The organism is Pseudomonas sp. NFACC42-2, assembly GCF_900116055.1.
GTDB lineage: Bacteria > Pseudomonadota > Gammaproteobacteria > Pseudomonadales > Pseudomonadaceae > Aquipseudomonas > Aquipseudomonas marginalis.
In genome coordinates this window covers 111,883-138,728 of sequence record NZ_FOZO01000005.1, presented here as the reverse complement: position 1 = coordinate 138,728, position 26,846 = coordinate 111,883, and the positions used below count along the sequence as shown (strand labels likewise).

General features: G+C 62.1%; 27 protein-coding genes. 18 read left to right on the top strand and 9 right to left on the bottom strand.

The annotated features are described in order from the left end of the window. The first annotated feature begins 41 nt into the window (after positions 1-41). The gene (locus BM416_RS13055) at positions 42-821 is read left to right on the top strand and encodes a FadR/GntR family transcriptional regulator (protein WP_065939665.1); all 780 of its coding nucleotides are present in this window, start codon (positions 42-44) and stop codon (positions 819-821) included. Here the strand turns inward: BM416_RS13055 and BM416_RS13050 are convergent. Both BM416_RS13050 and BM416_RS13045 read right to left on the bottom strand, forming a co-directional pair. Further along, positions 761-1,594: an NAD-dependent epimerase/dehydratase family protein gene (locus BM416_RS13050; RefSeq protein WP_092488439.1), complete on the bottom strand. Its 834-nt coding sequence runs from the start codon at positions 1,592-1,594 to the stop codon at positions 761-763. The two genes, BM416_RS13055 and BM416_RS13050, sit on opposite strands and share 61 nt — an antisense overlap. An 81-nt stretch (positions 1,595-1,675) precedes the next feature. Further along, positions 1,676-2,401, bottom strand: coding sequence for an oligogalacturonate-specific porin KdgM family protein (locus tag BM416_RS13045; RefSeq protein WP_065939666.1), 726 nt, complete (start codon positions 2,399-2,401; stop codon positions 1,676-1,678). A gap of 359 nt (positions 2,402-2,760) precedes the next feature. On the opposite strand from BM416_RS13045, the gene BM416_RS13040 reads away from it, so the two are divergent. From BM416_RS13040 to BM416_RS12995, 10 genes are all read left to right on the top strand, one after another. After that, positions 2,761-3,915, top strand: coding sequence for a mandelate racemase family protein (locus BM416_RS13040; protein WP_092488318.1), 1,155 nt, complete (start codon positions 2,761-2,763; stop codon positions 3,913-3,915). 72 nt (positions 3,916-3,987) lie between these two features. Further along, a complete protein-coding gene (locus BM416_RS13035) occupies positions 3,988-5,598 on the top strand; it encodes an ABC transporter substrate-binding protein (RefSeq protein ID WP_092488317.1) in 1,611 nt (536 codons plus the stop codon). Between the two features lie 20 nt (positions 5,599-5,618). Then, positions 5,619-6,656 (top strand): ABC transporter permease, encoded by a 1,038-nt coding sequence (locus BM416_RS13030; RefSeq protein WP_065923970.1) that lies wholly within the window; start codon positions 5,619-5,621, stop codon positions 6,654-6,656. A 45-nt stretch (positions 6,657-6,701) separates the two neighbouring features. Next, positions 6,702-8,312, top strand: coding sequence for an ABC transporter substrate-binding protein (locus BM416_RS13025; RefSeq protein WP_092488316.1), 1,611 nt, complete (start codon positions 6,702-6,704; stop codon positions 8,310-8,312). A gap of 42 nt (positions 8,313-8,354) precedes the next feature. After that, complete coding sequence (locus BM416_RS13020; protein ID WP_092488315.1) at positions 8,355-9,272, top strand: ABC transporter permease; 918 nt, start codon at positions 8,355-8,357, stop codon at positions 9,270-9,272. A 14-nt stretch (positions 9,273-9,286) separates the two neighbouring features. Next, on the top strand, positions 9,287-10,126 hold the full coding sequence (locus BM416_RS13015; RefSeq protein ID WP_092488314.1) for an ABC transporter ATP-binding protein: 840 nt from the start codon (positions 9,287-9,289) through the stop codon (positions 10,124-10,126). An 11-nt stretch (positions 10,127-10,137) separates the two neighbouring features. Further along, positions 10,138-10,914 (top strand): ABC transporter ATP-binding protein, encoded by a 777-nt coding sequence (locus BM416_RS13010; protein ID WP_065939670.1) that lies wholly within the window; start codon positions 10,138-10,140, stop codon positions 10,912-10,914. A 199-nt stretch (positions 10,915-11,113) separates the two neighbouring features. Further along, entirely contained in the window at positions 11,114-12,025 is a 912-nt protein-coding gene (gene kdgD, locus BM416_RS13005) for a 5-dehydro-4-deoxyglucarate dehydratase (protein ID WP_046035395.1), read from the top strand. Between the two features lie 61 nt (positions 12,026-12,086). Further along, complete coding sequence (locus BM416_RS13000) at positions 12,087-12,455, top strand: 5-carboxymethyl-2-hydroxymuconate Delta-isomerase (RefSeq protein WP_092488313.1); 369 nt, start codon at positions 12,087-12,089, stop codon at positions 12,453-12,455. Between the two features lie 39 nt (positions 12,456-12,494). Continuing rightward, positions 12,495-14,294: a glycosyl hydrolase family 28 protein gene (locus tag BM416_RS12995; RefSeq protein WP_092488312.1), complete on the top strand. Its 1,800-nt coding sequence runs from the start codon at positions 12,495-12,497 to the stop codon at positions 14,292-14,294. 486 nt (positions 14,295-14,780) lie between these two features. Here BM416_RS12995 and ppk2 read toward each other — a convergent pair whose 3' ends face one another. Next, positions 14,781-15,698, bottom strand: a complete 918-nt coding sequence (ppk2, locus tag BM416_RS12990) for a polyphosphate kinase 2 (protein WP_065939673.1) — start codon at positions 15,696-15,698, stop codon at positions 14,781-14,783. A gap of 189 nt (positions 15,699-15,887) precedes the next feature. Between ppk2 and pstS the strand changes: the two genes are divergently transcribed. The 6 genes from pstS to BM416_RS12960 all read left to right on the top strand — a co-directional run bounded on the left by pstS (position 15,888) and on the right by BM416_RS12960 (position 21,067). Next, positions 15,888-16,916, top strand: a complete 1,029-nt coding sequence (pstS, locus tag BM416_RS12985) for a phosphate ABC transporter substrate-binding protein PstS (protein WP_027603516.1) — start codon at positions 15,888-15,890, stop codon at positions 16,914-16,916. A 74-nt stretch (positions 16,917-16,990) separates the two neighbouring features. Then, entirely contained in the window at positions 16,991-17,956 is a 966-nt protein-coding gene (gene pstC / locus BM416_RS12980; RefSeq protein WP_027603517.1) for a phosphate ABC transporter permease subunit PstC, read from the top strand. Beyond that, positions 17,956-18,867, top strand: coding sequence for a phosphate ABC transporter permease PstA (gene pstA / locus BM416_RS12975; protein WP_027603518.1), 912 nt, complete (start codon positions 17,956-17,958; stop codon positions 18,865-18,867). Before pstC ends, pstA begins: the two co-directional genes overlap by 1 nt. A 76-nt stretch (positions 18,868-18,943) precedes the next feature. Next, positions 18,944-19,705, top strand: a complete 762-nt coding sequence (pstB, locus tag BM416_RS12970; RefSeq protein WP_010210300.1) for a phosphate ABC transporter ATP-binding protein PstB — start codon at positions 18,944-18,946, stop codon at positions 19,703-19,705. Positions 19,706-19,760: 55 nt separating this feature from the next. After that, positions 19,761-20,459 carry a hypothetical protein gene (locus BM416_RS12965; protein ID WP_092488311.1) on the top strand — a complete coding sequence of 233 codons (699 nt, stop codon included), beginning with the start codon at positions 19,761-19,763 and terminating at the stop codon, positions 20,457-20,459. 56 nt (positions 20,460-20,515) lie between these two features. Beyond that, positions 20,516-21,067 (top strand): hypothetical protein, encoded by a 552-nt coding sequence (locus BM416_RS12960; protein WP_027603521.1) that lies wholly within the window; start codon positions 20,516-20,518, stop codon positions 21,065-21,067. A 72-nt stretch (positions 21,068-21,139) separates the two neighbouring features. Here BM416_RS12960 and BM416_RS12955 read toward each other — a convergent pair whose 3' ends face one another. Beyond that, positions 21,140-21,391 (bottom strand): hypothetical protein, encoded by a 252-nt coding sequence (locus tag BM416_RS12955; protein ID WP_092488438.1) that lies wholly within the window; start codon positions 21,389-21,391, stop codon positions 21,140-21,142. A gap of 125 nt (positions 21,392-21,516) precedes the next feature. On the opposite strand from BM416_RS12955, the gene BM416_RS12950 reads away from it, so the two are divergent. Further along, a complete protein-coding gene (locus BM416_RS12950) occupies positions 21,517-21,720 on the top strand; it encodes a hypothetical protein (RefSeq protein ID WP_092488310.1) in 204 nt (67 codons plus the stop codon). A 41-nt stretch (positions 21,721-21,761) separates the two neighbouring features. On the opposite strand, the gene BM416_RS12945 is transcribed toward BM416_RS12950, so the two are convergent. The 5 genes from BM416_RS12945 to BM416_RS12925 all read right to left on the bottom strand — a co-directional run bounded on the left by BM416_RS12945 (position 21,762) and on the right by BM416_RS12925 (position 26,780). Beyond that, entirely contained in the window at positions 21,762-22,109 is a 348-nt protein-coding gene (locus BM416_RS12945; protein ID WP_027603523.1) for a BrnA antitoxin family protein, read from the bottom strand. 3 nt (positions 22,110-22,112) lie between these two features. After that, a complete protein-coding gene (locus BM416_RS12940; protein ID WP_027603524.1) occupies positions 22,113-22,394 on the bottom strand; it encodes a BrnT family toxin in 282 nt (93 codons plus the stop codon). A gap of 339 nt (positions 22,395-22,733) precedes the next feature. Continuing rightward, entirely contained in the window at positions 22,734-24,074 is a 1,341-nt protein-coding gene (locus BM416_RS12935; protein WP_092488309.1) for a c-type cytochrome, read from the bottom strand. 16 nt (positions 24,075-24,090) lie between these two features. After that, positions 24,091-26,322 carry a xanthine dehydrogenase family protein molybdopterin-binding subunit gene (locus BM416_RS12930; RefSeq protein ID WP_092488308.1) on the bottom strand — a complete coding sequence of 744 codons (2,232 nt, stop codon included), beginning with the start codon at positions 26,320-26,322 and terminating at the stop codon, positions 24,091-24,093. Then, positions 26,322-26,780: a (2Fe-2S)-binding protein gene (locus BM416_RS12925; RefSeq protein ID WP_092488307.1), complete on the bottom strand. Its 459-nt coding sequence runs from the start codon at positions 26,778-26,780 to the stop codon at positions 26,322-26,324. The genes BM416_RS12930 and BM416_RS12925 overlap by 1 nt, the downstream gene beginning before the upstream one ends. Positions 26,781-26,846: the final 66 nt, after the last annotated feature.

Genomic DNA, 26,846 nt, shown 5'->3' with positions numbered 1-26,846 from the left:
TATGATGCGCGTTCCTTCGCCAACCGAGATACCCGTTCTTGATGGACAACCCGAACGTCCAGCCCACCGTTCGCCGCCGGCACCGCAGCCTGGCCGAAGAACTGGTCACCGAGCTTTCCCGGCGCATCTGTTCCGGTGAGCTGCCGCGTGCCACCAAGCTGCCCACCGAATCCGAAGTGATGGCCGAACATGGGGTGAGCCGCACGGTGGTGCGCGAGGCCATTTCGCGCCTGCAGGCCTCGGGCCTGGTGGAAACCCGGCACGGCGTCGGCACCTTTGTGAAGGATATCCCGAGCCCCAGCGGGTTTCGCATCGACCCGGACAGCATCGTGACCTTGCAGGATGTGCTGGCCGTGCTGGAGTTGCGCATCAGCCTGGAGGTGGAGGCTGCCGGCCTGGCGTGCGTGGGGCGGACCGACGAGCAATTGCAGGTGATGCGCGACTCGCTGGATGCGCTGAACTCGCGGGCGGTGAGTGCCGACTACGCGGTGTCGGCAGACTTTCAGTTCCATCAGCAGATCGCGCTGGCCACGGGCAATCGCTATTTCACCGACATCATGTTGCACCTGGGGCTCAACATCCTGCCGCGTACACGCCTGCACTCCAAACGCCTGGCCAACGACAACAAGGAGCCCTTCCTGGAGCGCTTGAGCCGTGAGCATGAGGACATCTACAAAGCCATCCTGCGCCGTGACGCCGATGCGGCTCGGGCGGCGATGCGCCTGCACCTGTCCAACAGCCGCGAGCGCATGCGCCGGGCCTATGAAGCCGCCGCCGCCGAGTTGTCGAACGGCCCGGCCGCGGTGAACGCGCCGCCCTGAAGCCGGCTGCCCGGTTCATCGGCCGGCGCTGGCGGTTGCTGCTCGACCTTGGCGCGAAACGCTTCCGAACTGTCCTTGGGCGCAAAGCCCAGGTGCTCGGTGTGCCGGGTGCTCCACCAGCGATCGCGATTGGCCGAGACGCCATACACCACACTGTGCCCCACATCCTTGGCCAGCAGGGCGCGCGTCACCAGGTGGTCCAGGTCGGTGTAGCTCAGCCACGTCGACAGCATCCGCCGGTTGCGCGGCTCGGGGAACGACGAGCCGATGCGCAAGCTCACGGTTTCAATCCCATAGCGGTGAAAGTAGAACGCCGCCAGGTCTTCGCCGTAGGACTTGGAGAGGGCGTAGTAGCCATCCGGACGGCGCGGTGAGTGCACGTCCAGTTCAACGTCCTGGGGATAGAAACCGGTGACGTGGTTGGAGCTGGCAAACACAATCCGCTTGACCCCCTGCTGTCGCGCCGCCTCATAAATGTGGAACGTGCCGCGAATATTGGCGTCGAGAATCTCCTCGAACGGCCGCTCCACGGAAATCCCGCCCAGGTGAACGATGGCGTCGACGCCGGTGACCAGTGCCGCCACGGCGGCCTTGTCGGCCAGGTTGCAGGTGATCACCTCGTCGTGCTCTCCACGGCTGGGGGCCATGGGGCTGATGTCCGATGCGCGGACGATGTCGGCATGGGCCTGCAAGGTGTTCCGCAGGATTTGCCCCAGGCCGCCGGCAGCGCCGGTGAGCAAGATGCGCGTGAAGGGTTTGGGTGGTGTGGTCATGGTCAGGTCTTCCATTGAACGCTGAATGCAGGTGGCTTGCCTGTCGAGCGATGCGCACTCGCCAGGCAAGGCGTGGGGGCTTTACATGAAGTTGTACTGGATGCCCAGGCGCCACCGCGCCTGGCGGTCTTCGGACGTGGCGTTGACCTTCACATCACCAATCTCCATGAACGGGGCCCATTCCTTGGTGAGCTTGTATTTGACGATCAGGTTCTGTTCGTAATCGCTTTTCTTGTTGTCGTAGCGGATGTAGTCAGTCTTGAAGTAGATGAACTGATATTCGTACGCCCACTTACTGGCCGGCGTGTAGCCGAGCCAGCCCTCGAAACGATGGGTGGTCTGGTCATCCTTGATGTGGTCGGGCAAGTCCTCGTCGACCTGGTCGCGGTCCAGCTTCTTGGCATCCAGGCGATAGCGCGTGGCGGCGTAGAAGGCGTCGTTGATCTTGTAGTTGTACTTGAGGCCGAACTTGTAGGTGGTCGAGTCTTTCGAGCTGTCCATCTGGAACGCCGGGGTCAACGTCGATTGCGCGCTGAGTTTGTAGTTGTAGCTCACGGTGAACTCGTGCCCGTTGTTGACCATGTTGTCGTAGGCGACGTCTTCACGGTCTCCGGCGGTGCGGTATTTCATTTCCGCTTCAAATCCCAGGCCACTGTCCAGGCGGTAGTTGAGCTTGATTCGGTCAGCGTGGGCGCTGTCCTCCTCGGTGAACTGGTGGCGGTAGTTGATGCTGGCAGAGTCAGCGCTGACATACAGCGGCAGGCCGAGGGTCAGGGCAGTAACGAGCGTGCGTAGGGTGGTGTTCATACGGTCTTCTTTTTTGTTTTTGTTAGGGTCGTTTGACGGTTGCTACGGCAGTGGGTTGTTGCGTATGGCTCTCATCTAAGGTGCCGATATACGTTATCGTACGACAAGATGACTCGTCTATGGGTTATCGGTGGTTTTGAAACATCTTGAAATATATGTGCCCAGTGAATAGGGCTTTACAGCAATCCGAGTTATTCCTTGGTTGTCTTTAAAAATAGGGGTTTTGCCGGGATTTACTGAAAATGCATGCAGAAGAGGGGCGGGTTATTGGGTCTTTTCAAGTGTTGTACGATGACCTATGATCGGTCGCAACAGACGACACTTCCGTCACAAATCCAATAAGAAGGCTTACGACGTCCATGAGAATCACAGCAGTCAACGTCCAGGTATTTTCCTACCCGACCCGCCGCGCAGTGGACGGTGCCGGCCATGCACACCCGGGTGATGTCACCCAGGCGCAGATGGCTTTGCTGCGCATCCAGACCGAAGACGGCCAGGAGGGTTATGCCTTCGGCGCCCCTGAACTGATTCGCCCGTATGTGCTCGATGGTTTCGTGCGCAAAGTGCTGGTGGGGCAGAACGCTTTTGATCGCGAAAAGATCTGGCACGACCTCGCGCACTGGCAGCGCGGCAGTGCCAGCCAGTTGACCGACCGCGCCCTGGCGCTGGTGGAGCAGGCCCTGTGGGATTGGGCCGGGCGCAAGCTGGGTGTGCCGGTGCACAAGTTGATTGGTGGTTTCCGCGACAAGGTGCCCGCCTACGGCTCCACCATGTGTGGCGACGAACTGCCCGGAGGCCTGGCGACCCCGGAAGACTACGGGCGTTTTGCCGAGACCCTGGTGCAGCGCGGCTACAAGGCCATCAAGCTGCACACCTGGATGCCGCCGGTGTCCTTCGCCCCGAGCCCGCGCATCGACGTGCAGGCTTGCGCGGCGGTACGCGAAGCGGTCGGCCCGGACATCGCCCTGATGCTCGATGGTTATCACTGGTACAGCCGCACCGAAGCGCTGTACATCGGGCGTGAGCTGGAGAAGCTCGACTTCGCCTGGTTCGAAGAGCCGATGATGGAAGAGTCCGCCGAGTCCTATGCCTGGCTGGCGGGGCAGTTGGACATTCCGGTGCTGGGCCCGGAAACCCTGTCCGGCAAACACCTGAGCCGCGCCAGTTGGGTCAAGCACGATGTGTGCGATATCTTGCGCGCCGGTGTGGCGGGCGTCGGCGGCATTGCGCCGTGCCTGAAGGTTGCCCACCTGGCTGAATCCTTCGGCATGGATTGCGAGATTCATGGCAACGGTGCGGCCAACCTGGCCGTGGTCGGCGCGATCAAGAACTGCACCTGGTATGAGCGTGGCCTGTTGCACCCGTACCTGGATTACGACGAAGTACCGGCCTACCTCAAGTGTCTGGTAGACCCGATGGACAGCGACGGTTTTGTGCACCTGTCCGACTTGCCGGGCCTGGGTGAAGACATCGATTTCAACTTCATCGAGACCAATACGCTTAAAAGCTTCTGACGTGTACAGGGTCAGTCCGGCATCCGTCGGGCTGATCAAGAGCCCTATAAATATAAAAAAGGCACTCTTGTTATGAGCATTTTCCCTTCGCTATGGGCGCGGGTGTTCGTCGCCGCGCTGGCTGTCACCGCTGTACCTGCAAGCTTCGCAAAAACCCCGGCCGATCAATTGATCGTCGGCATGAGCATGATCAACCTGCTGTCCCTCGACCCGGCGGCGGCCACCGGCCTGGACGTGTCGGAGATCAACGCCAACCTCTATGACATGTTGCTGGTGCAGGACGTCGCCCAGCCGGATCGCCTGGTACCGGCGCTGGCCGAGCGCTGGCAGGTCAGTGATGACCGCAAGACCCTGACCTTCAACCTGCGCACCGGCGTGAAATTCCAGTCCGGCAATGACCTGAGTGCCGAAGACGTTGCCTGGTCGTTGCAGCGCGTGCTCAAGCTCAACCTCGCACTGGCCTCCACCTGGAAGGCCTACGGCTTTACCGCCGAGAACGTCGAGCGCTACATGCGTGCCACGGATGCCGCGACCTTTGTGATCGAGTTGCCCCGGCCCACTGACCCGCTGCTGGTGCTCAACACCCTGGCGACCTCGCCGAGCGCCTTTGTCCTCGATCGCAAGAAAGTCCTCGAACACCAGAAGAACAACGACATGGGCGCCGCCTGGCTGGTGACTCACGCCGCCGGCAGCGGTGCGTTCGTGCTCAATGACTGGCGCGCCAACGACGTGATCCTGATGAGCCGTTTCGACGGGTACTGGGGCGGCCCGGCCAAGCTCAAGCGCATCGTCATGCGCAACATGACCGAGTCGCAGTCGTTGCGCCTGATGATCGAGCGCGGCGACCTGGACATCGCCAAAGGCATGTCCGCGCCGGACATTGAAGCCCTGCAGAAAAGCGCCAAGGTCCGCACCCAGACCTTGCAGCGCGGCACCCTGTACTACGTCGCCCTGAGTGTGAAGCAACCGATGTTTGCCGATGCGCGTGTGCGCAAGGCCGTGCGTGCGCTGATCGACTACCAGGGCATCAACCAGACCGTCATGCCCCATTACGGCGTGATCAACCAACGGCCGCTGCCCCTGGGCCTGGCCGCGCGCCTGCCGGATCCCGGCTACACGCTCAACGTCAAGCAGGCCAAGGCCTGGCTGGCCGAGGCCGGTTACCCCAACGGTTTCAAGACCACCATTCGCGTGCTCGCCGAACCGCCGTTTATCAACATTGCCTCCAACCTGCAGTCGACCCTGGCCCAGGCCGGTATCGACGCCAGCATCATCACCGGCACGGGCAACCAGATCTACGGCGCAATGCGTGAGCGCAGCTTCGACATCATCGTCGGCCGCGGCGGTGGCGGGGCGGAACGGCATCCGCACTCCAGCCTGCGTACGCTGGTGTACAACCCGGATAACCGCGATGAAGCCAAGCTCACCAACTTCCAGGGCTGGCGCACATCCTTCTACAGCCCTGAGCTGAACCAGCTGATCGAGCGCGCGGAAGTCGAGCCTGACACAGGCAAGCAATTGGCCCAGTACCGCGACATCCAGGAGCAGGTCGACCGGCAGGTCGGGGCCATTTTGCCGGTCTCGCAAATGACCGACACCGTGGTGGTGTACGAAGACGTGGCCGACTTCCAGGGCCATACCGCCGCGACCACGCGCTACAAAGACGTCTACAAGAAGCGCTGACCGATTATCAGGAGCTCACTATGTTTGTTATGACTGCCTCTGTCATGGGCGCTCGCGCGTCCAACACGGCCCGGCGCGCGGGTACGGTGCTGGTGACCTTGCTCGGCCTGCTGGCCCTGACGTTCATCATCGGCCGGGTCATGCCGCTCGACCCCGTGCTGGCGGTAGTCGGGCCGGATGCCGACAGTTCCACCTATGATCAGGTGTACCGGTCGATGGGCCTGGATAAGCCGATCTGGACCCAATTCGGTCTTTACCTCAACGATCTGCTCCACGGTGACTTCGGCAACGCGCTGTTGACCGGCCACCCGGTGCTCGACGACATCCTGCGCGTCTTCCCCGCGACGATTGAACTGGCCACCCTGGCGATTCTGTTCGGCGTGCTGATCGGTTTGCCGCTGGGCGTCTGTGCCGCCAGCAACCAGGGGCGCCTCGGCGATCACGTGGCGCGGGTGATCACCTTGTTCGGCTATTCCACGCCGATTTTCTGGCTGGGCATGATGGGGTTGCTGGTGTTCTACGCCTGGCTCGGCTGGGCCGGTGGAGCGGGGCGCATCGACCTGGCCTATGACGGCATGGTGCCCGAGGTCACCGGCCTGCTGCTGATCGACTCGACCCTGGCACGTGACTGGGAGGCCTTCGCCAGCGCCCTGCGCCACATCGTGTTGCCGGCGCTGATCCTCGGCCTGAACTCGGTGGCGTATATCAGCCGCATGACCCGCAGCTTCATGCTCGAGCAGCTGTCCCAGGAGTACATCATCACCGCGCGGGTCAAGGGCCTGTCCCGTCGCCAGGTGGTGTGGGGGCATGCGTTTCGCAACATCCTCGTGCAGTTGCTGACGGTGGTTGCGCTGGCCTACGGCTCGTTGCTGGAGGGCGCGGTGCTGATCGAAACCGTGTTTGCCTGGCCGGGGTTCGGCCAGTACCTGACCAGCAGCCTGATGCTCGGCGACATGAACGCGGTGATGGGCTGCGTGTTGGTGATCGGCTTGATTTTCGTCGCGCTCAACCTGATCAGCGACGCCTTGTACAAGGTGTTCGACCCCCGTACCCGTTAACGCACTGCGCCGTACCGATAAAACTATAAAAAGAAGGAATTTTGCATGAAGACGGTATTTTCAACACTGCACCTTGGCCTGTTGACGGCGATGCTCGCCCTTGGGCCGATGACAACGGCCAGCGCCAAGACCCCCGCCGATCAATTGATCGTCGGCATGAGCATGGTCAACCTGTTTTCCATCGACCCGGCCAATGCGCCCGGCCTGGATGCCTCCGGCGTCAACGCCAACCTCTACGACACGCTGATCAAGCGCGACCAGGGCAACCCGGAAAAACACCTGCCGCAATTGGCCGAACGCTGGGACATCAGCGAAGACGGCAAGCAGGTGACCTTTCATCTGCGCCAGGATGTGAAATTCCATTCGGGTAACCCGCTGACCGCCGAGGACGTGGCGTGGTCGCTGTACCGGGTGATGAAGCTCAATTTCGGCCTGGCCACCACCTGGAAGGCCTACGGCTACAGCGTCGAGAATATCCAATCGCTGATCCGCGCCACGGACGCCCACACCCTGGTCATCGACCTGCCGCAGACCATGGACCCGCTGCTGCTGGTGGACTCCCTGGCGATCTCGCCGAGCGCTGTGGTCGTGGACCGCAAGACGGCCCTGGCGCATGAGAAAAACGGCGACCTCGGTGCCGGCTGGCTGGTGACCAACGAGGCCGGCAGTGGCCCCTTCGTGCTGAGCAAATGGAGCGCCAACGATTCGCTGCTGCTGACCCGTTTCGACGGCTACTGGGGCGGCGCGGCCAAGCTCAAGCGCGTGGTGGTGCGGCACATGACCGAATCCCAATCCTTGCGCCTGATGCTCGAACGCGGCGACCTCGACCTGGCCTACGGCATGGCGGCGCCGGACATTCGCGCCATCGACGGCTCGGACAAGATCCAGGTGCAATCATTGCCGCGCGGCACTATGTACTACGTGGCGATGAGCATGAAGCAACCCGAGTTTGCCAAGACTCAGGTGCGTGAAGCCGTGCGCAACCTGATCGACTACAAGGGCCTGGATGAACAGGTGATGCCGTATTACGGCAAGCTCAATCAGCAGCCGATGCAGTTGGGGCTGGAAGCGCGCTTGCCGGATCCGGGTTATCACATGGACGTAGCCAAGGCGAAAAAGCTGCTGGCCGAGGCGGGTTACCCCAACGGTTTCAACACCACCATTCGCACGCTGTCGGAGCCGCCGTTCATTGACATCGCCGCGCGCCTGCAAGCGACCCTGGCCGAAGGCGGGATCAAGGCCAGCATCGTCACCGGCACCGGCAACCAGGTCTACGGCGCCATGCGCGCGCGCAATTTCGAGATCATCGTGGCCCGTGGCGCCGAGCGCTATCCGCATCCGTATTTCAGCCTGCGCACCTTCGCCTACAACCCCGACAACAGCGATGACGCCGGCTTGCCGAACTTCCAGGGCTGGCGCGCTTCATTCTTCAATCCGCAGCTCAACAGCCTGATCGACCAGGCGGGCGTGACGCGCGATTCGGCACAGCGGGTCAGCCTGTATCACCAGGCGCAGACGCTCTATGACCAGCAGGTGGGGCCGATCCTGATGATCTCGCAGATGACCGACACCGTGGTCAGCGCGGCCGACGTCAAGGGTTTCAGTGGTGACGATGCCGAGGCCACCCGTTACCTGGGTGTCTACAAGCAGCGTTGAGTGGGGCTGCGGCCCTTCAGAATTCACACAGAGAAGATGCTTATGAATGCCAATCTGTCTTCCATCGACACGGCGGCGAAGCGGCCGGTGGATCGCTCGCCGGGCTCCAGCTTCGATGCCTTCTGCAAGAGCGGCCTGCGGGTGCTGCGTCACCTGTTGCGCAACCCCATGACCCTGGCGGGTCTGCTGGTTGCGCTGCTCTTGGTGGTGGTCGCGGCCTTTGCGCCGTGGATCGCCACCCATGACCCGGTCACGCAAAACCTCGCCACAGCCTTGCAGGCGCCGGGCTCGGCGCACTGGTTCGGCACCGACGAATACGGCCGGGATATTTTCAGTCGGCTGGTCTATGGCTCGCGGATCACGCTGTACATCATTGCCCTGGTAACCGTGATCGTCGGTCCCATCGGGCTGTTTATCGGCACCGTCTCGGGCTATTTCGGCGGGGCGGTCGACACCGTGTTCATGCGCCTGACCGATATCTTTATTTCCTTTCCCAGCCTGGTCCTGGCGCTGGCCTTTATCGCCGCCCTGGGCCCTGGCCTGGAGCATGCGGTGGTGGCGATTGCCTTGACCTCATGGCCACCGATTGCGCGGCTCGCGCGGGCCGAAACCCTGTCCCTGCGCAACGCCGACTTTGTCGTCGCCGTGGAACTGCAAGGCGCGTCGCCGGCGCGGATTATCCTGCGCCATATCGTGCCGATGTGCCTGTCCTCGGTGATCATCCGCCTGACCATGAACATGGCCGGGATCATCCTCACCGCCGCCGCGTTGGGCTTCCTCGGCCTGGGTGCCCAGGCGCCGCTGCCGGAGTGGGGCGCGATGATTTCCACCGGGCGCCGCTACATGCTCGAGTGCTGGTGGCTGGTGGCGGTTCCCGGGGCGGCGATCATGTTGGTCAGCCTGGCCTTCAACCTGTTGGGCGATGGCCTGCGGGACATCCTTGATCCGCGCAGCGAATAATCGGAGAACACCTTATGTCCGCCATCAAACTGAATGTCGAAGGGCTGAATGTGCGCTTCGTCAGTGGCCAGAAAGAAACCCACGCTGTGCGCGATGTGTCCTTTACCTTGGGGCGGGAGAAACTGGCGATTGTCGGTGAGTCCGGCTCAGGCAAGTCCACCGTCGGGCGCAGCCTGCTCAAGCTGCATCCGCCCAGTGCGAAAATCACCGCCAAGGCCATGGCGTTCGGCGAAGTCGACCTGCTCTCGGCCAGTGAAAAAGCGATGCAGAAGATTCGCGGCCAGCGCATCTCGATGATCATGCAAGACCCCAAGTACTCGCTGAACCCGGTGGTCAAGGTGGGCGACCAGATTGCCGAAGCCTACCTGGCCCACCACAAGGCCAGTCGCAGTGATGCGCGCGAGCGGGTCATGCAGATGCTCGAGCAGGTGCATATCCGCGATCCGAAGCGGGTCTACAACCTGTACCCCCACGAGGTGTCCGGCGGTATGGGCCAGCGCATCATGATCGCGATGATGGTCATCACTCGCCCGGAAGTGATCATTGCCGATGAGCCTACGTCGGCCCTGGATGTCTCGGTGCGCCAGCAAGTACTCAATGTGCTGGAAGAACTGGTGGACCAGCAGCAGATGGGGCTGATTTTTGTCAGTCACGACCTCAACCTGGTGCGCAACTACTGTGACCGCGTGCTGGTGATGTACGCCGGGCGCGTGGTCGAATCCCTGGCTGCCTGCGACCTGCAATACGCCGAGCATCCCTACACCCGTGGCCTGCTGGCCGCGCTGCCGAGCATGGATAACCGTCGCGTGCACCTGCCGGTGCTCAAGCGCGATCCACTCTGGCTGACTCAATAAGGAACCTGACCATGCCCATGATCCAAGCGCACGCCTTGAACCTGAGTTTCGGCACCGGCGCTGCCATCAACCAGGTGCTGCACGATGTGAGTCTGAGTGTCGCCGACGGCGAATCGTTCGGCCTGGTGGGGGAGTCCGGTTCGGGCAAGACCACCGTGCTGCGCTGCCTGGCGGGACAATACCGGCATTGGAATGGCGAGCTGAGCATCGCCGGCGCGCCGTTGCAGCACAAGATTCCCAAGGAGCACTTTCGCAAAGTGCAGATGGTCTTCCAGGACCCCTACGGCTCCCTGCACCCCAGGCACACCATCGACACCGCCCTGCGCGAGCCGCTGATCATCCACGGGGTAGGGGACAAGGACGACCGGATCAACGAGATCCTGCTCAAGGTCGGCCTCAACGACAGCTTCCGCTTCCGCTATCCCCATCAGTTGTCCGGTGGGCAGCGCCAACGGGTGGCGATTGCGCGCGCATTGATCCTTGAGCCCCGCGTGCTGTTGCTGGATGAACCGACCTCGGCCCTGGATGTGTCGGTCCAGGCCGAGATCCTCAACCTGCTGGCGGACCTGCGCCAGCGCGAGAAACTCACCTATCTGCTGGTCACCCATGACCTGGGGGTGGTCACTCACTTGTGCGACCGGGTAGCGGTGATGCAGCACGGCCGGATCGTCGAATTGCTCGACTGCCAGGCCTTGAGCCAGGACCAGGCCGTGCACGACTACACGCGCATGCTGGTGCAGGCCAGCCGTGACTTCAGCCAGGAGTCTGAGCGACGGCGGGTCGGCTGATTCCTGTAGTCATCGTATGACTATGCTTGAATGGTAATGCGCTGATTCCTATGTATTGCGATTAATATGCTGTTTTTGTTGAATTAAATCTTAAAGGTGCGAACTAAGACACTTAGGGCTAGCTAACAATCATTTGTAGTTGTACGATGACTTACCTCTTAAGGTATCCCTTTATTTTTTTGATTTGAGGTTTGCGAACATGACGCCACAAGAACTAAAAACAGTCCTGTCTTCCGGCTTGCTCTCTTTCCCGGTTACCGACTTTGACGCGGCCGGTGACTTCCGTGCCGACACCTATGCCCGCCGCCTGGAATGGCTGGCACCCTACGGCGCCAGCGCGTTGTTCGCGGCCGGGGGCACCGGGGAATTCTTCTCCCTGGAAGCCAAGGAATACACGCAGATCATCAAGACTGCAGTGGACACCTGCAAAGGCCAGGTGCCCATCCTCGCCGGGGCAGGGGGCCCGACTCGTCAGGCCATCGCCTACGCCCAGGAGGCCGAGCGCCTCGGTGCCGCCGGTATTCTGCTGATGCCTCACTACCTCACCGAAGCCAGCCAGAAAGGCCTGGTGGCCCACGTTGAGCAGGTGTGCAATTCGGTGGATTTCGGCGTGGTGGTGTACAACCGCAACCTGTGCCGTCTCAATGCCGACAGCCTCGAGCAGCTGGCCGAGCGCTGCCCGAACCTGATCGGTTTCAAGGACGGCATCGGTGAAGTCGAATCCATGGTGTCGATCCGTCGTCGCCTCGGCGATCGCCTGACCTACCTCGGCGGGCTGCCGACCGCCGAAGTCTATGCCGCGGCCTACAAGGCCCTGGGCGTGCCGGTGTATTCCTCGGCGGTGTTCAACTTCATCCCGAAAACCGCGATGGATTTCTACCGCGCCGTGGCCGCCGACGACCACGCCACCGTGGGCCGCTTGATCGATGATTTCTTCCTGCCGTACCTGGCGATCCGCAACCGCTGCGAAGGCTATGGCGTGAGCATCGTCAAGGCCGGCGCACGCCTGGTCGGTCACGACGCCGGCCCGGTGCGCGCGCCGTTGACCGACTTGCTGCCTGAAGAAGTGGAGCAGTTGGACGTGCTGATCAAGGCGCTGGGCGCCCAGTAAGCTGTCAGTCTGCGGCGCCCTGTGTGGCGCCGCTGTCCTTTCATCAACCTGAGGTTTGACCATGCCCCACTGCATCATCGATTGCCCGGCGGCCCTGGCCCAGCGCATCGGCGAACACACCCTGCTGGCCACCGTACACGATGCCCTCGACAGCTTCGGCGTATTCAAGCCCGGCGACATCAAGGTGCGGCTCAACGGCTTCACCCATTACCGCTGTGGCAGCACTCAAGATGACTTCGTGCACGTCGCCCTGTACCTGTTCGCCGGGCGCACTGCCGAACAGCAACGCAGCCTGGCTTCGGCGACGCTGGGCGCCCTGATTGAACTGCTGCCGCAGGTCGATGCGCTGTCCATGGATGTACGCGAAATGCCCCGCGAGACCTTCGTCAATCGCAGCCAATACCTCGAAGAATCCGGGCGGCAGAGGTAGCCCCTCGGTGTGAATACCGGCAAAAACAAGGAGAACAACATGCCGTATCAACCCCTGAAAAAAACCTCGGTGCGTTGCGCGCTGGCCCTCGTGGCGCTTGGATGCAGCCCGCTGTCATGGGCGCTGCAAGCCCCGTCAAAACTGCAGGTACCGACGCTGGCCTTTGATGACCGGCAAATCATCCTGGTGTGGGAAAAGCCTGCCGAGCATGCCGGCATCAAGGATTACCGGGTCTACGCCAACGGCACGCTGCTGGGCAGCGCGAATGCCAACAATGACCAGGTGTCACCGGCCAAACCCTACATCGACCAGTTTTATCGGCAAGACACCGCCAACTTCCACCATCGCATCGGCATTCACAGCTTTACTGCCCAAGGCTTGAAGCCCGACACGGCGTACCGTTTCACCGTGCGTTCGGTGGACGGTAACGGCAAGGAATCCGCCGACAGCGCTCCAGTGCTGCAACGCACCACCCCGGTTGCGGCGGTATTTGACGTGAAAAAATACGGCGCCAAAGGCGACGGCAGTCACCTCGATACCCAGGCGATCCAGAACGCCATCGATGCCTGCACCGTCGGTTGCAAAGTCTTGCTGCCTGAAGGCACCTACAAAAGCGGCGCGCTCTACCTCAAGAGCAACATGACCCTGGAGATCGCCGAAGGCGCGACCTTGCTCGGCTCCGAGCGCGCCGAAGATTACCCGCTGGCCGGCTACATTCAGTACCCGTATTCCACCACCGTGCGCCCGGCCTCGCTGATCAACGCGTTGCCCCGCGATCCACGCCAGCATCAGTCATTCGAAAACATCCGCATCGTCGGCAAGGGCACCCTCGACGGCAATGGCTGGAAGCGCAACGCCGATGTCGTCGACGAGCGTGGTCAGGCACTGCCGTTCTACCTGCCCAGCGACAATACCCGCTACGCCCAGGACGGCATCCTCGCCAAGGCGCAGGTGGAACAGGCCGTGGCGCGCGGCATGAACGTCAAGGATGCCTACGGGCAGATGCGCTCCTCGCTGATTACCCTGCGCAATGTGAAGAACGTCTTCTACGGCGGCTTCACCGTGGTGAACCCGGCATTCCACGGCATCATGAACCTGGAGACCGAAAACGTGGTGCTGGCCAACACCACCCACACGACCTACGACGCCAACAACGGCGACGGCATCGAGTTCGCCAACAGCAAGGGTGCGATGGTGTTCAACAACTTCTTCGACACCGGCGATGACTGCGTGAACTTCGCGGCCGGCACCGGTGCCGATGCCGTACACCAGCCGCCGCAGGAAGACGCGTGGATCTTCAACAATTACTTCCGCAAGGGCCATGGCATGGTGGTCGCCGGCAGCCACACCGGCGCCTGGATCCAGAACATCCTGGCCGAAGACAACGTGTCGGACGGCACTGATGCCGGGTTGCGCATGAAGAGCACCAACTTCATGGGCGGCGGCGCGCGCAACGTCACATTCCGCGACTCGGCGATCCGCAACACCGTCAAGCAAGCGTTCATTTTTACCCTCGACTACAACGACCCGAACGCCAAGCTCGACTATCAGCGCTCAACCATCGCGGGGCAGTTCAAGGATATCCGCGTCAGCGACGTGAGCGTCGAGAATGCCCAAGGGGCTGCGATCGAAGTCAAGGGTGATGCAGCGCACAACGCCTACCATCAGGGCCTGGTGTTCGAGCGCGTGCGCTTTCGCGGCGCGGCCAAGGCGCGTATCGATGGACTGAAAGACTCACGCTTCGACCACGTGGTTTTCAGCCAGACCGGCGCTGCCAACCCATGGCAGGTCAGCGATAGCCAAGGGCTGGTGTTCAAGAATGTGGAGCCGGCGCCGTAAGCGCAAACGTTATGGCGAATGGACCCTCGTAGTGAGCGGGCTTGCCCCGCGCTGGACTGCGTAGCAGCCCCAAAACACAGCCCCGGAACTGTCTGGCACACTGCGACGTTCTTATTGGGGCTGCTGTGCAGCCCAGCGCGGGGCAAGCCCGCTCACCACAGGTACGGTGTTCGCTCTTAACTACCCCTGGGGAATCTATTGCGTCCTGCGTTAATAGACCTGCGGCACGATGATAGCCAAGGGCTGGTGTTCAAGAATGTGGAGCCGGCGTCGTAAGTGCAAACGTTATGGCGAATGGACCCTCGTAGTGAGCGGGCTTGCCCCGCGCTGGGCTGCGCAGCAGCCCCAAAACACAGCCCCGGAACTGTCTGGCACACTGCGACGTTCTTATTGGGGCTGCTACGCAGCCCAGCGCGGGGCAAGCCCGCTCACCACAGGTACGGTGTTCGCTCTTAACTACCCCTGGGGAATCTATTGCGTCCTGCGTTAATAGACCTGAGGCACGATGATGTCCACCGGCGTCGGATTGCGCGAGTAGTCCTCCTGGCGGACCCGTTGCGGCAGCTCGATCACCGGCAGTTCCACTTCCTCATAAGGCATCTGCCCGAGCAGGTGGTGGATGCAGTTGAGGCGGGCTTTCTTTTTGTCGTCGGCCTGCACCACCCACCATGGCGCTTCGGCGATGTGGGTGCGCTCGAGCATGACTTCCTTGGCCTTGGTGTACGCCTCCCAGCGCCGGCGCGACTCCAGGTCCATGGGGCTGAGTTTCCACTGTTTGAGCGGATCGTGAATGCGGCTGAGAAAGCGCAGGTGCTGTTCCTGGTCGGAAATGGAAAACCAGTATTTGATCAACTGGATGCCGGAGCGGGCGAGCATGCGTTCGAACTCCGGCACGGTGCGGAAGAATTCCTCGTACTGGTCTTCGTTGCAAAAGCCCATGACTTGTTCGACGCCGGCGCGGTTGTACCAGCTGCGGTCGAACAGCACGATTTCACCGGCGGCCGGCAGGTGCGAGACATACCGCTGGAAATACCACTGCGTCTGTTCGCGGTCGTTGGGGGCGGGCAGGGCGGCGACGCGGCAGACCCGTGGGTTGAGGCGCTGGGTAATGCGCTTGATCACACCGCCTTTGCCGGCGGCATCGCGACCCTCGAACAGGATCACCACTTTGGCGCCGGTCTTGACCACCCAGCTTTGCAGCTTCACCAGTTCGCCTTGCAGGCGGAACAGTTCGCTGAAGTAAATCCTGCGCGCGGCCTTCTCGGGGCTTTCCTCGACGTGCTCGTCGAACAGCGCGTTGAGGTCGTGCCCGTCTTCGGACAATTCCAGTTCCAGCTCTTCGTCACTGTGATCCAGCAGCTCTCGGTGGATGCGCTGGATCAAGGCGTCGTCTACTGCAGACATGGGAGGCACTCGCGTCGTGGGGGGAGATGGCAAAGTCTTAGTCGCATTTTGTTACCAACCAATTACATCGAAATGTGTGGCTGGGGCGGAAAGACCGGACGAAATAGCGGTTTGCCACCCAATTTTCATAAAAGCGTAACAAAGCTGCTGCAAAGTTCCGGGAGCCCGTAATCACAAGGATTTCCCTGAATGAAACGTCTGATGAAGTCAGCTGCACTCGCCGTTGCGGTTTCTCTAAGTGCCACCTCGGTATTTGCTGCCGAGAACGTCCGTCTGACAGGTTCTGGCGCCAGTTTCCCAGCGCCGATCTACCTCACCTGGTTCAAGGATTTCAGCAAGAAGACCGAAGGCGTCACGGTTGACTACCAGTCCAAAGGCAGTGGCGCGGGTGTACAGGACTTCCTGAACAAAACCGTGGACTTCGCCGCCAGTGACTCGGCCATGAAGGACGAAGACATTGCCAAGGTTGCCGAAGGCGTGCAGCTGCTGCCGATGACCGCAGGCGAAATCGTCCTGGCGTTCAACCTGCCGGGCAATCCTAAAGAGCTGAAGTTGCCACGGGATGTGTACTCCAACATCTTCCTGGGCAAGATCACCAAGTGGAACGATCCACAGATCGTCGCCGCCAACCCTGGCCTGAAACTGCCGGACATGCCGATCACAGTAGTCGTGCGTGCAGACTCCAGCGGCACCACTGCCGTATTCACCAAGCACTTGGCGGCCATCAACCCGCAGTTCCAGAAGGACTTGGGTGAAGGCAACACCGTCAACTGGCCAGCCAGCGACAAATTCATCAAGTCGCCTAAGAACGATGGTGTGACCGCCACCGTACGCCAGACCCCAGGCGCGATTGGCTACATCGAATACGGCTTCGCCAAGCTGGCCAAGGTTGACTTTGCCCAGCTGCAGAACAAGGCCGGCAAGTACGTGGTACCTAACGCCGAAAGCGGTGCCGAAGCCCTGGCCGCGGTGAAAATGCCGGAAAGCCTGGTGGCCTGGCTGCCGGACCCGGACGGCGCCAAGTCCTACCCGATCACGTCCTACACCTGGATGATCTTCCGCAAGGACAACGGCAACCCGGCCAAGGCCAAGGCCATGCGTGAAATGGTCGAGTACAGCCTGACCGAAGGGCAGAAAATCGCCGATTCGATGGGCTATATCCCGCTGCCGAAGTCGGTGGTCGATCAGGTCCGTAAAGCGTCCGCCAACATCCAGTAACGCTTGTGAGGCCTCTCTCGGCGGGCGCTGTCAGCCCGGCCGGGAGGGTTACCCCCCTGTTCCGGAATCAGCCAATGAACACACCGTTTGTCGTACCCGGTAACCCGGATTCTGCCTGCCAGCCACCTTCTGCGAAGGATTTCCTGGTTGATCGCACCTTCCGTGCGCTTGCACGAATAGGCGTGGTTCTGGTGCTGGCGTTGGTGTTTGCCCTGGTGTTCGAAGTCGGGCGCAAGGCCCTTCCAGGCATGGAAAAGCACGGGTTTGACGTGCTGCTGGGCAGCGTCTGGGATGTCAACCAAGGCAAGTACGGCATCCTGCCGGCTATCTGGGGCACGCTCTACAGTGCCTTTATCGCGTTGCTGATCGCAGGTGTTTTCGGCGTCAGCATGGCGATTTTCCTCACCCAGGATTTTTTGCCGGCGAAGCTGGCGGCGGTGTTTCGTACCATCGTCGAACTGCTCGCGGCCATCCCCAGCGTCGTTTACGGCCTGTGGGGCATTTACGTGGTCATCCCGGCGATCCGGCCGTTGACCGCATGGTTGAACACTGAACTTGGCTGGATCCCCTTTTTCGGCACGTCCCTGAGCGGCCCGGGGTTGCTCCCGGCGGCGCTGGTACTGGCCATCATGATTCTGCCGACCATCGCCGCCGTGTCGCAGGATGCGCTCACCGCCGTGCCGATGAAAACCAAGCAAGCCGCCTACGGCATGGGGACCACCCACTGGGAAGCGATTCTCAAGGTGATGGTGCCGTCCGCCGCCACCGGCATCTTCGGTTCCCTGGTGCTGGGCCTGGGCCGCGCACTCGGTGAAACCATGGCCCTGGCCATGCTGGTGGGCAACGCCAACAACATCTCGCTGTCGTTGTTCGCCCCGGCCAACACCCTGGCAGCCTTGCTGGCGCTGAACTTCCCCGAAGCCGGGCCGAACGAGATCGAAGTATTGATGTACGCCGCACTGGTGCTGATGTTGATCACGCTGATCGTGAACATCTTCGGCTCCATGATCATGATGTACGCCCAACGGGGTAATAAGTGATGACTGATCTCACTGCTGCAACCGACCTGACGTCCCCCGCAGGCGCAATGCCCAGTCTGCAACGCCGGTTCGAAGGCCGTGCCCTGCGCAGCCTGGTGTTGACCACCCTGGTCTGGGCGGGCGCGCTGCTGGCCAGCGTACCGCTGATTTCCGTGCTCTACATGCTCATCACCCGCGGCGGTGCGCGCCTGAGCCTTGAAGTGTTCACCGAGCTGCCGCCCACCGGTTTCGAGACCGGCGGCGGTTTCGGCAACGCGATGGCCGGTACCTTCGTGATGGTCGGCATTGCCGCTGCCATCGCCGTGCCGGTCGGCATCATGGCGGCGATCTTCCTCGCCGAACTGGGCCCGGACAGCAAGCTGGCGAACGCCGCGCGTTTTGCCGCGAAGATGCTCACCGGCCTGCCGTCGATTCTGGCCGGTGTGTTTGCCTACGCCCTGGTGGTGATGACCACCGGCACCTACTCGGCCCCGGCCGGTGGCGTGGCACTGGCGGTGCTGATGCTGCCGATCGTGGTGCTGACGGCTGAAGAGTCGATGCGCATGGTGCCCAAGATCATGAAGGACGCCGCCTACGGCATGGGCTGCACCCGCTCCCAGGTGATCTGGAAAATCGTCCTGCCCACCGGCCTGCCGGCAATCCTCACCGGCGTGATGCTTGCCGTGGCCCGCGCCGCCGGCGAAACCGCGCCGCTGTTGTTTACCGCGCTGTTCAGCAACTACTGGATCTACCACGACGGCAGCCTGGCGGTGATGAACCCGACGGCCTCCCTGGCTGTGCTGATCTACAACTTCTCCGGCATGCCCTTCGACAACCAGCTTGAACTCGCATGGGCGGCGTCGCTGGTACTGGTAATGATCGTGCTGGTCGTGAATATCGTGAGCCGTATCTTCGGCAAGCCAAAGTATTGAAAACGGGAGCATCTGAATCTTGAACGTATCAACTGCGCAAATAGCCGCTCCGTTTGTCACCCAGGCGCCTGTGGTCATGGACTGCAAGCTGGACAAGATCTTCTACGGCAACTTCATGGCCGTGCGTGACAGCCATGTGCCGATCGAAAAGAACAAGATCACCGGCTTCATCGGCCCTTCCGGCTGCGGTAAAAGTACCGTGCTGCGTAGCCTCAACCGCATGAACGACCTGGTCAAGGGCTTCCGTTTCGAGGGCCATGTGCACTTCCTCGGCCAGGACGTCTACGGCAAGGGCGTGGACCCGGTGGTCGTGCGCCGCTACATCGGCATGGTGTTCCAGCAGCCGAACCCGTTCTCGATGAGCATCTTCGACAACGTCGCCTTCGGCCTGCGCCTGAACCGCTACAAAGGCGACCTGGGCGACCGCGTCAAGCACGCCCTGCAAGGCGCCGCGCTGTGGGATGAGGTCAAGGACAAGCTCAAGGTCAGCGGCCTGTCGCTGTCCGGTGGCCAGCAGCAACGCCTGTGCATCGCCCGCGCCATCGCTACCGAGCCGGAAGTGCTGTTGCTCGACGAGCCGTGCTCGGCGCTGGACCCGATCGCCACGCGCCGGGTCGAGGAACTGATGGTCGAGCTGAAGAAGGACTACACCATCGCCCTGGTGACCCACAACATGCAGCAGGCCATCCGCGTGGCCGACACCACGGCGTTTTTCTCGGTGGATATTTCCCAGGGCACGCGCACCGGCTACCTGGTGGAGATGGGCCCGACGGCGCAGATCTTCGAGAACCCGCGTGAACAAATGACCGGGGACTACATCAGCGGCAAGTTCAGCTGATGCCCCTGCGGGAGCTGGGATGCTCCCGTATTTTCCACTGCTTATGGGAATGCCGATGCCTGCAACACGACGCCTTGATTTACCCGCGATTGAACGCGCACTGCGTGAGGTGCAACAGCGCTTTGCCGAGCTCAGCCGGGACTTTACTGAGCCGCGCGATCCGTTGACCGACGAAGTGCTGCACAACGTGCTTGAAGGCTACGCGCTGATTGACGACTATGTGGCGCGGGGCGTCGACCTGTTCGACCTGCAGCAGCTGGACCTGATGCTGGAGATCAACGCCACCGTGCTCTGTGGCAGCGACCCGGCACGGCGCCTGGAATATGCCCACCACCTGGCGGCGACCGAAGAACACTTCTTCAACAATGTCGAAGGTGGCATCAAGGACTTGTACAACTGGTACTGCGCGTACCGCAGTGAATCAGTCTGGAAGCGCGCCGCCGGGGTGTATGTACGCATCCTCAGCAAGCCGCAGCTGTTCATTGAAGGCAACAACCGCAGCGGTTCGCTGATCGTCAGCTATTTGCTGATGCGTGCAGGCCTGCCGCCGTTCGTGCTGACGCTGGAGAACGCCGAGGGCTACTTCAACCCTTCGTCGGTGATCCGCAACTCAGCCAAACATGGAGTCAAGGCGTTGTACGAATTGCCCAAGATCAAGAAAAAATACGCCGCCTTCCTGGAAGAACAGGCGCCGGATCCGCACAAGTTTTTTCTCAAGGACCCGAGCCAGCCCGTTTCTCAAGGGGGCCATTGATGAGCGGTTCTCCGGTATTCGCCAGGGCAGGGCGGGCCCTCCAGCGCATCCTGCCGATGCAGCAGCGTCCGCGCATCCGCATTTCCTTCGATATCGACGACACCCTGGCCTGCCAGCTGCACCACTGCGACGTCGAGCCGAGCCGGCTGCCGGCCTGCGTGCACCGTTGGCTGGGTGAGCCCTTGCGGATCGGCACGCGTTCCCTGACCCGTGAGCTACGTCGCCAGGGCTGCAGCATCTGGGTCTACACCTCTTCCGGTCGCACGCCGTCCTATATCCGCCGCTGGCTGATGCTCTACGGCATCCGCGTCGACGGCGTGGTCAACAGCGTGCTGCATAACCATGCCCTGACGGCGCGCGGGCTGTCGAACGCGCCCTCGAAATTCCCCCCGGCCTTCGACATCGACCTGCATGTGGATGACTCCGAAGGCGTGCGCAGTGAAGGCCATGACCATGGTTTTCGCGTGGTAGTGGTGGACCCTCAAGACGAAAACTGGGCGCAGCGGGTGTTGGAGGCCGTAGCGCAGGTCCAGGCGCAGTTGGCCTGGCAGCAGCCGCTCCGGTACAAAAAGACAACACGGCAGCGCGCGGAGGTTTTTTCTTCCTGAGGCGCTGTGAAAATCCAGAAAAGCCACTCGAACGAGTGGTTTTTTTGTCTTGCCGCAGCGCCCCGAGCGGCCTCAGTCGGAGCGCGCAGCCTCCATGCCGCGCCGAATCCGCATCAGGTCCTGATACGCCTCGGTGCGCTTTGCATCGGCTATCTGTTTTGCTTCGGTAAAGCGCAGCCAGTCACCGGCATCGGCCAGGCTGCTGCCTATGATGGCGTAGGCCTGTGTTTCCAGGCGGTCGGCCTCGTAGAACAGCTCGGTGTTCCTGGCCAGCTCTGCTTCCCAGTCGGTTTGTTTCGACGCTTCACGCATGTTCGCAGCCATGGCCTTCACCCCAAGGTCGTCATGTGCGAGCGAAGAGTGCAGGGGCCTGATCAAGGCCGCCGGGTTCGTAGCTCGCGTAGGAGCGACACAAGCCGTTCTCGTGTCTGATAGGTCCTTCAGTGTTGATGGATAAACGTGGGGGTTCGTTCAAATTAGTTCGGGGGGCGGGCCGCACCCTCGGCTCGATCTATGTGATACCGGCAGCAGGTCTGGTGCTGGTACTGGGCGTCTACCGGTTTATCTCCGAAGGCGGCGCACTGATCAATGTGATCGGCAACGGCGTGGCCATCCTGTTCATTGCCCGCTGGGATGGGGCGCTGGACCGTTAGCCACTCAAGCGGGAGTTGGGGTAGGTCGCAGAAAACCTTGGTCAATCGGCCGGTTTGGCTGTGCCCAGCACGCGATTCAACTCGCCAGCGACAGCGATGAGTTGTTGTTCCAGTGCTTCAACTTCAGAGAGGCTAATGCCATTGTTGATAACTTGCAGGGTTTTAGCCCGCTTCTTTGGGGCGGGCGCCAGATTGTGTGCTTGTTGCGAAATCAACGCCTGACGCAACAGATTGTTGATCACGGTTTGATAGCCCGTACCGGCGCTTTCTGCGCGTTCACGGGCGGCATCGATAACCGCATCGTCAAGCATGATGGTGATGCGGGTCTTGCCTTTGTTGCTGGCGACAGCACCGCGTTTGCTGTGGGTGAAATCGTATTCGTCTTTCATTGTTCAAGCCTCCAGATAACGGCGCCGTTCATTTTTTGATGCGAGCCTGGCGCTGATAACGCGTACGAAATTCGGATCGCGGTAAGTGTATGTCACTACCAAAATTCGTCCCCTCGCGTCAGTGCCCATGGTCACCCAGCGCTCTTCATCGTGATCGTGGTCTTGTATCGTCAGGGCGATCTCATCGTTGAACACCGGCTCTGCCTCCGCCAGGCTTATGCCCTTGTGCTTCTGCTGATTGGCGATGTTTTTTGCCTCATCGTATTGAATCCTGAACGTCTTCATTATGCATACTTTATATGTATGAAAAAGCGGTTGAAGGAACCGTCAGTCAGGAAGATGGCCAGCCATAAATAGCGGTAGTGTGAATTTGCCATGTTCCGCTCGGTCAGTTGGGTCTCGATCTTGCTGAGGTTGCCAACATATTTCCGTGCGTAATGGTTAATCCGTTACGTAGAAGGATTCTGTTTTGATTGTCGGAAGAGGCGAGCTTGAACCGGTGAGTAATCGGACAGATCAACGTTCGCGGGGCCGGATCAATACTAAGTTTGTTCACATCAACCCTTATTCCCCGGCATGCTCATTTCACTGACCACGCCGGGGAAAAGATCAGGACCGCGACTTTTAACGCATATGCAAAATAATCGGACTGCTGCTGGCCGGGTCGGTATGCCCGCGCAGCTTGCCGACTGCCGTGGCGTCGACCGCCTCTGCGTGGTTACCCCAGGTGCTGCGCACGTAGGTCAGCACCTGGGCGATTTCCTCATCGGACAGTTGCTCACGAAACGCCGGCATGCGGTAGGCGTCCGGTACGCCGGCGGCCACTACCCGCTGTGAGCCGTTGAGGGTGATGTTGATCGCCGAGGCACTTTCCCTGGCCAATGCCGAGGTGGCGCCGGCCAGGGGCGGCATCCATTCGGGCTGGCCCTTGCCGTCCGGGCCATGGCAGGAGGCGCAGCGGGTCGCGTAGGTGTGGGCACCGGGGACGTCCTGGCGTGTATCGGCAGCTACGTACTGCCAGGGCGTGCCGTCACGCTGTGGGTCGCCGGGCAGTGACTTGAGGTAACGGGCGATGGCGGCCAGGTCGGCGTCTTCCATGAACTGCGTGGAGTTGTTGAAGGCTTCGGTCATCGAGCCATAGACCACCGCATGGGCGTTGCGCCCGGTCTTGAGGAATTGCACGATCTGCGCCTCGCTCCAGCGCCCCAGGCCGGTGTTCGGGTCCTGGCGCAGGCTTGGTGCGTACCAGCCGTCGAGCAGGGCGCCGGCGAGGAACGGCTTGCCGGACTCGTCCAGGGCTTTTTCGTTGAAGGCCAGGCCGCGCGGCGTGTGGCAGCTGCCGCAGTGGCCAGGGCCCTGGACGATGTAGGCGCCACGGTTCCATAGCGCGTCCTGGTTGGGTTTGGCCGCGTAAGTGGCGGTCGGCGCGAAGAGGCCGTTCCACAAGGCGATGGGCCAGCGCAGATTGAGCGGCCAGGGAATATCGCTGGGGATATTGGGTTCGTTGGCCGGTTGTACGCCTTGCATGAAGAACGCATACATCGCGCGGATATCGTCGTCGCTGAGCTTGACGTAAGACGGGTAGGGCATCGCCGGGTAGAGCCGGCGGCCGCCCGGTGCCACGCCGTGGCGCACCGCGCGGTCGAAGTCGGCGAGGCTGTAGGTGCCGATGCCGTGGGTGCGGTCCGGAGTAATGTTGGTGGCGTGAATGGCGCCCAGGGGCGTGGCCATTTCCAGGCCGCCGGCAAACGGCGCCTTACCCGCCAGGCTGTGGCAGGCCACGCAGTCGCTGAGGCGAGCGACATACTCGCCACGACTGACCTGTGCCGGGTCGAAGCGGGTGGCCTGTTCCTGTTCGAACGGTGACGCGGGCTGGCGGGTGACATACCAGGCCAGCAGGGCTGCCGCGAGCAGGCAGGGCAGCGCCAGCCAGCCTGCGGTTCTTACGAATCGACGGTTGTTCATGGGCGTTCCCTGTGAGTCAGCTGAAGGTGTATCGGCTTAGTGGCAGGCTGCGAATTCGCTGCCCCGTCAATTGCGCGACCGCATTGGCCACGGCCGGTGCCACGGCGGGCAGCGGCGGTTCGCCGATGCCGCCCATCTTCTCGCCACTCTCGACAATCTTCACGTGCACCTGCGCCATCCGTGAGGGCGGCAGGATCGGGTAGAGGTCGTAATTGCGCGCCCGTGGCTTGCCGTCCACGTACACCGCTTCTTCCAGCAAGGTTTGCGAGAGCCCCAGGGCCACCGCGCCATTGACCTGAGCTTGCACAATCGCCGGGTTGACGATGCTGCCGGGGTCGATGGCTTCCCAGATGTGGTGCACCTTGACCTGGCCGTTTTCAATCGACACTTCGGCGATCACTGCCGCGTGGGAGCCGAACGGCGAGGCCATGGCCACGCCGCGTGCGCGCCGGGTGCCGTCTTCGGCGGTGTAGGGGCCACGCTTCCAGCCACCGGACAACTCGCCCACGGCCTTGAGCAGGGTGGTCAGCCGTGGGTTGTCACGCAGCAGGTGCAGGCGCAGCTCATAGGGATCGCGACTGCCTTTGTCCGCCAGCTCATCAAGGAACGCTTCGTAGAAGAAGTCATTCAGCGAATTGCCCACCGAACGCCAGTAGCCGAGCATGGCCGGGCCCTTGACGTAGATCTGCGCGATGCGTTTGTTGGGGATGGCGTAGCTCTTGCCCGACAACCCTTCAAGGGCGGTGGGGTCGAGTTTTTCGCCCTGCTTGCCGGCGATGGCCTCGGTAGGGCCTTCGGTGGCGCTCACCGCTTCGATCGCCACCGGCAGGCCGTCGGCGTCCAGCGCGGCGCGGAACTTGACCACCGCCACCGGGCGCAACACGTCGCGCAGGAACTCTTCCTCACGGCTCCAGATCAGCTTGACCGGACGGCCCACCGCCTTGGCCAATGCAATCGCCTGGGGGTAGGGGCTGGCCGAGTCATACAGGAAGTGTCGGCCGAAAAAACCGCCCAGCAGCGGCGAATGCAGGGTCACCTGCGCAGGGTCGAGCCCGGCGCGCTTGGCGATGTCGGCGCGGAACAGATCGGGTGCCTGGTTGGGCAGCCAGATCTCCAGCGAACCGTCGGGGTTGAAGCGCGCCAGGGCTGACGGTGGCTCCAGTTGCCCATGGTTGAGGTACTGGTTGTGGTAGGTGGCTTCGACCTGGGTCTTGGCGTTCTTCAACGCGCCGGCCACATCGCCTTCGTTCTCGTCGTCACGCGCCGGGCCTTGTTGGGCCGCAAGGAAATCGCGAAAGCCGTCGCTGGAAAAATCAGCGGGCATGCCGCGCACCTTTGAGTCGGCCGTCGGTTCCTGCCAGTCGACCTGAATTGCCTCCACCGCACGCTTGGCATGCCACCAGCGTTCGGCCACCACGGCCACCGCGCCGGGCAGCACATGCACCGAGTGCACGCCTTTCATGGCTTCGACCTGGGATTGGTTGCGCAGGCTGCCCACGGTCATGCCCAGGCGCGGCGCGTGCTGCACGGCGGCGTGGAGCATGCCGTCGACCTTGATGTCGATGCTGTATTGCGCCTTGCCGGTGGATTTGTCGTAGGCATCCAGGCGCTTGACCGGTTTGCCGATCCAGCGGAACTGGCTCGGGTCGCGCAGGGTGATGCCGGCCGGGTCGGGCACCGGCATGTCCAGGGCACGGCCGGCCAACTCGCCGTAGCCCAGGGAGCGCCCGGAGGCGGCGTGCACCACGCGGCCGGGCTGGGTGGTCAGTTGGGCCACCGGCACACCAAGCTGCTCGGCACCGGCCTGCAACAGCATGGCGCGGGCGAGGGCGCCCAGGCGGCGCATGACCGGGTAGCTCATGCGCACAGACATGCTGCCGCCGGTGATGCGCATGCCGTTCTCCATCACCACGTAGGCCTCACCGGGTGGCGCGGCTTCGACGATAAAGGTGGCGGGGTCGGCATCCAGCTCTTCGCCGACGATCTGCGCCATGGCGGTGTGGGTACCTTGGCCGCCTTCCATAAAGGGGCTGAGCAGGCGCACCGTACCGTCCGGGCGAATCTCCAGGAATGCCGGTACCTGGGTGCCGCGTTCTGTGGCGGCAGCGGCCTGGACTCGGGCCGAGCCCAGCGGCAGGCCAAAACCGATGACCAGCGCACCCACGGCCGTGCTGGCCAGGAAGCGTCGACGCGACAGGTTGATCGGCTCGCCCAGGGAGAGGCCGGGGATGACGTCAGGCGTGTTCATCAGGCGCTCTCCTTCCCGGCGGCCAGGTCATGCATGGCGGCATGGATGGCGTTGTAGGTGCCGCAGCGGCACAGGTTGACCATGGCCGCGTCGATTTGCGCAGTGGTCGGCGCGGGGGTGTGCTTGAGCAGCGCGGTGGCTGCCACCACCTGCCCGGACTGGCAGTAACCGCATTGCGCCACCTGATGTTCGACCCAGGCACTGACCACCCGCTTGCCGACTGCATCGGCTTCGATGGCCTCGATGGTGGTGATCTCACGCCCGACCACCCCGGCCACCGGCGTGACGCACGAGCGCACGACATTGCCGTCCACCAGCACCGAGCAGGCGCCGCATTGGGCCAGGCCGCAGCCGTACTTGGTGCCGGTCAGCCCGAGGTCATCGCGGATCACCCACAGCAGCGGCGTGTCCGCGTCGGCGTCGACCTGATAGGTTTTTTGGTTGATGCGTAATTCCATGGCTGGCTCACCTGCTGATCATCGGTCGGGATGGCGTGTTTCTTATAAGAAAGGCGATGGGCGCCC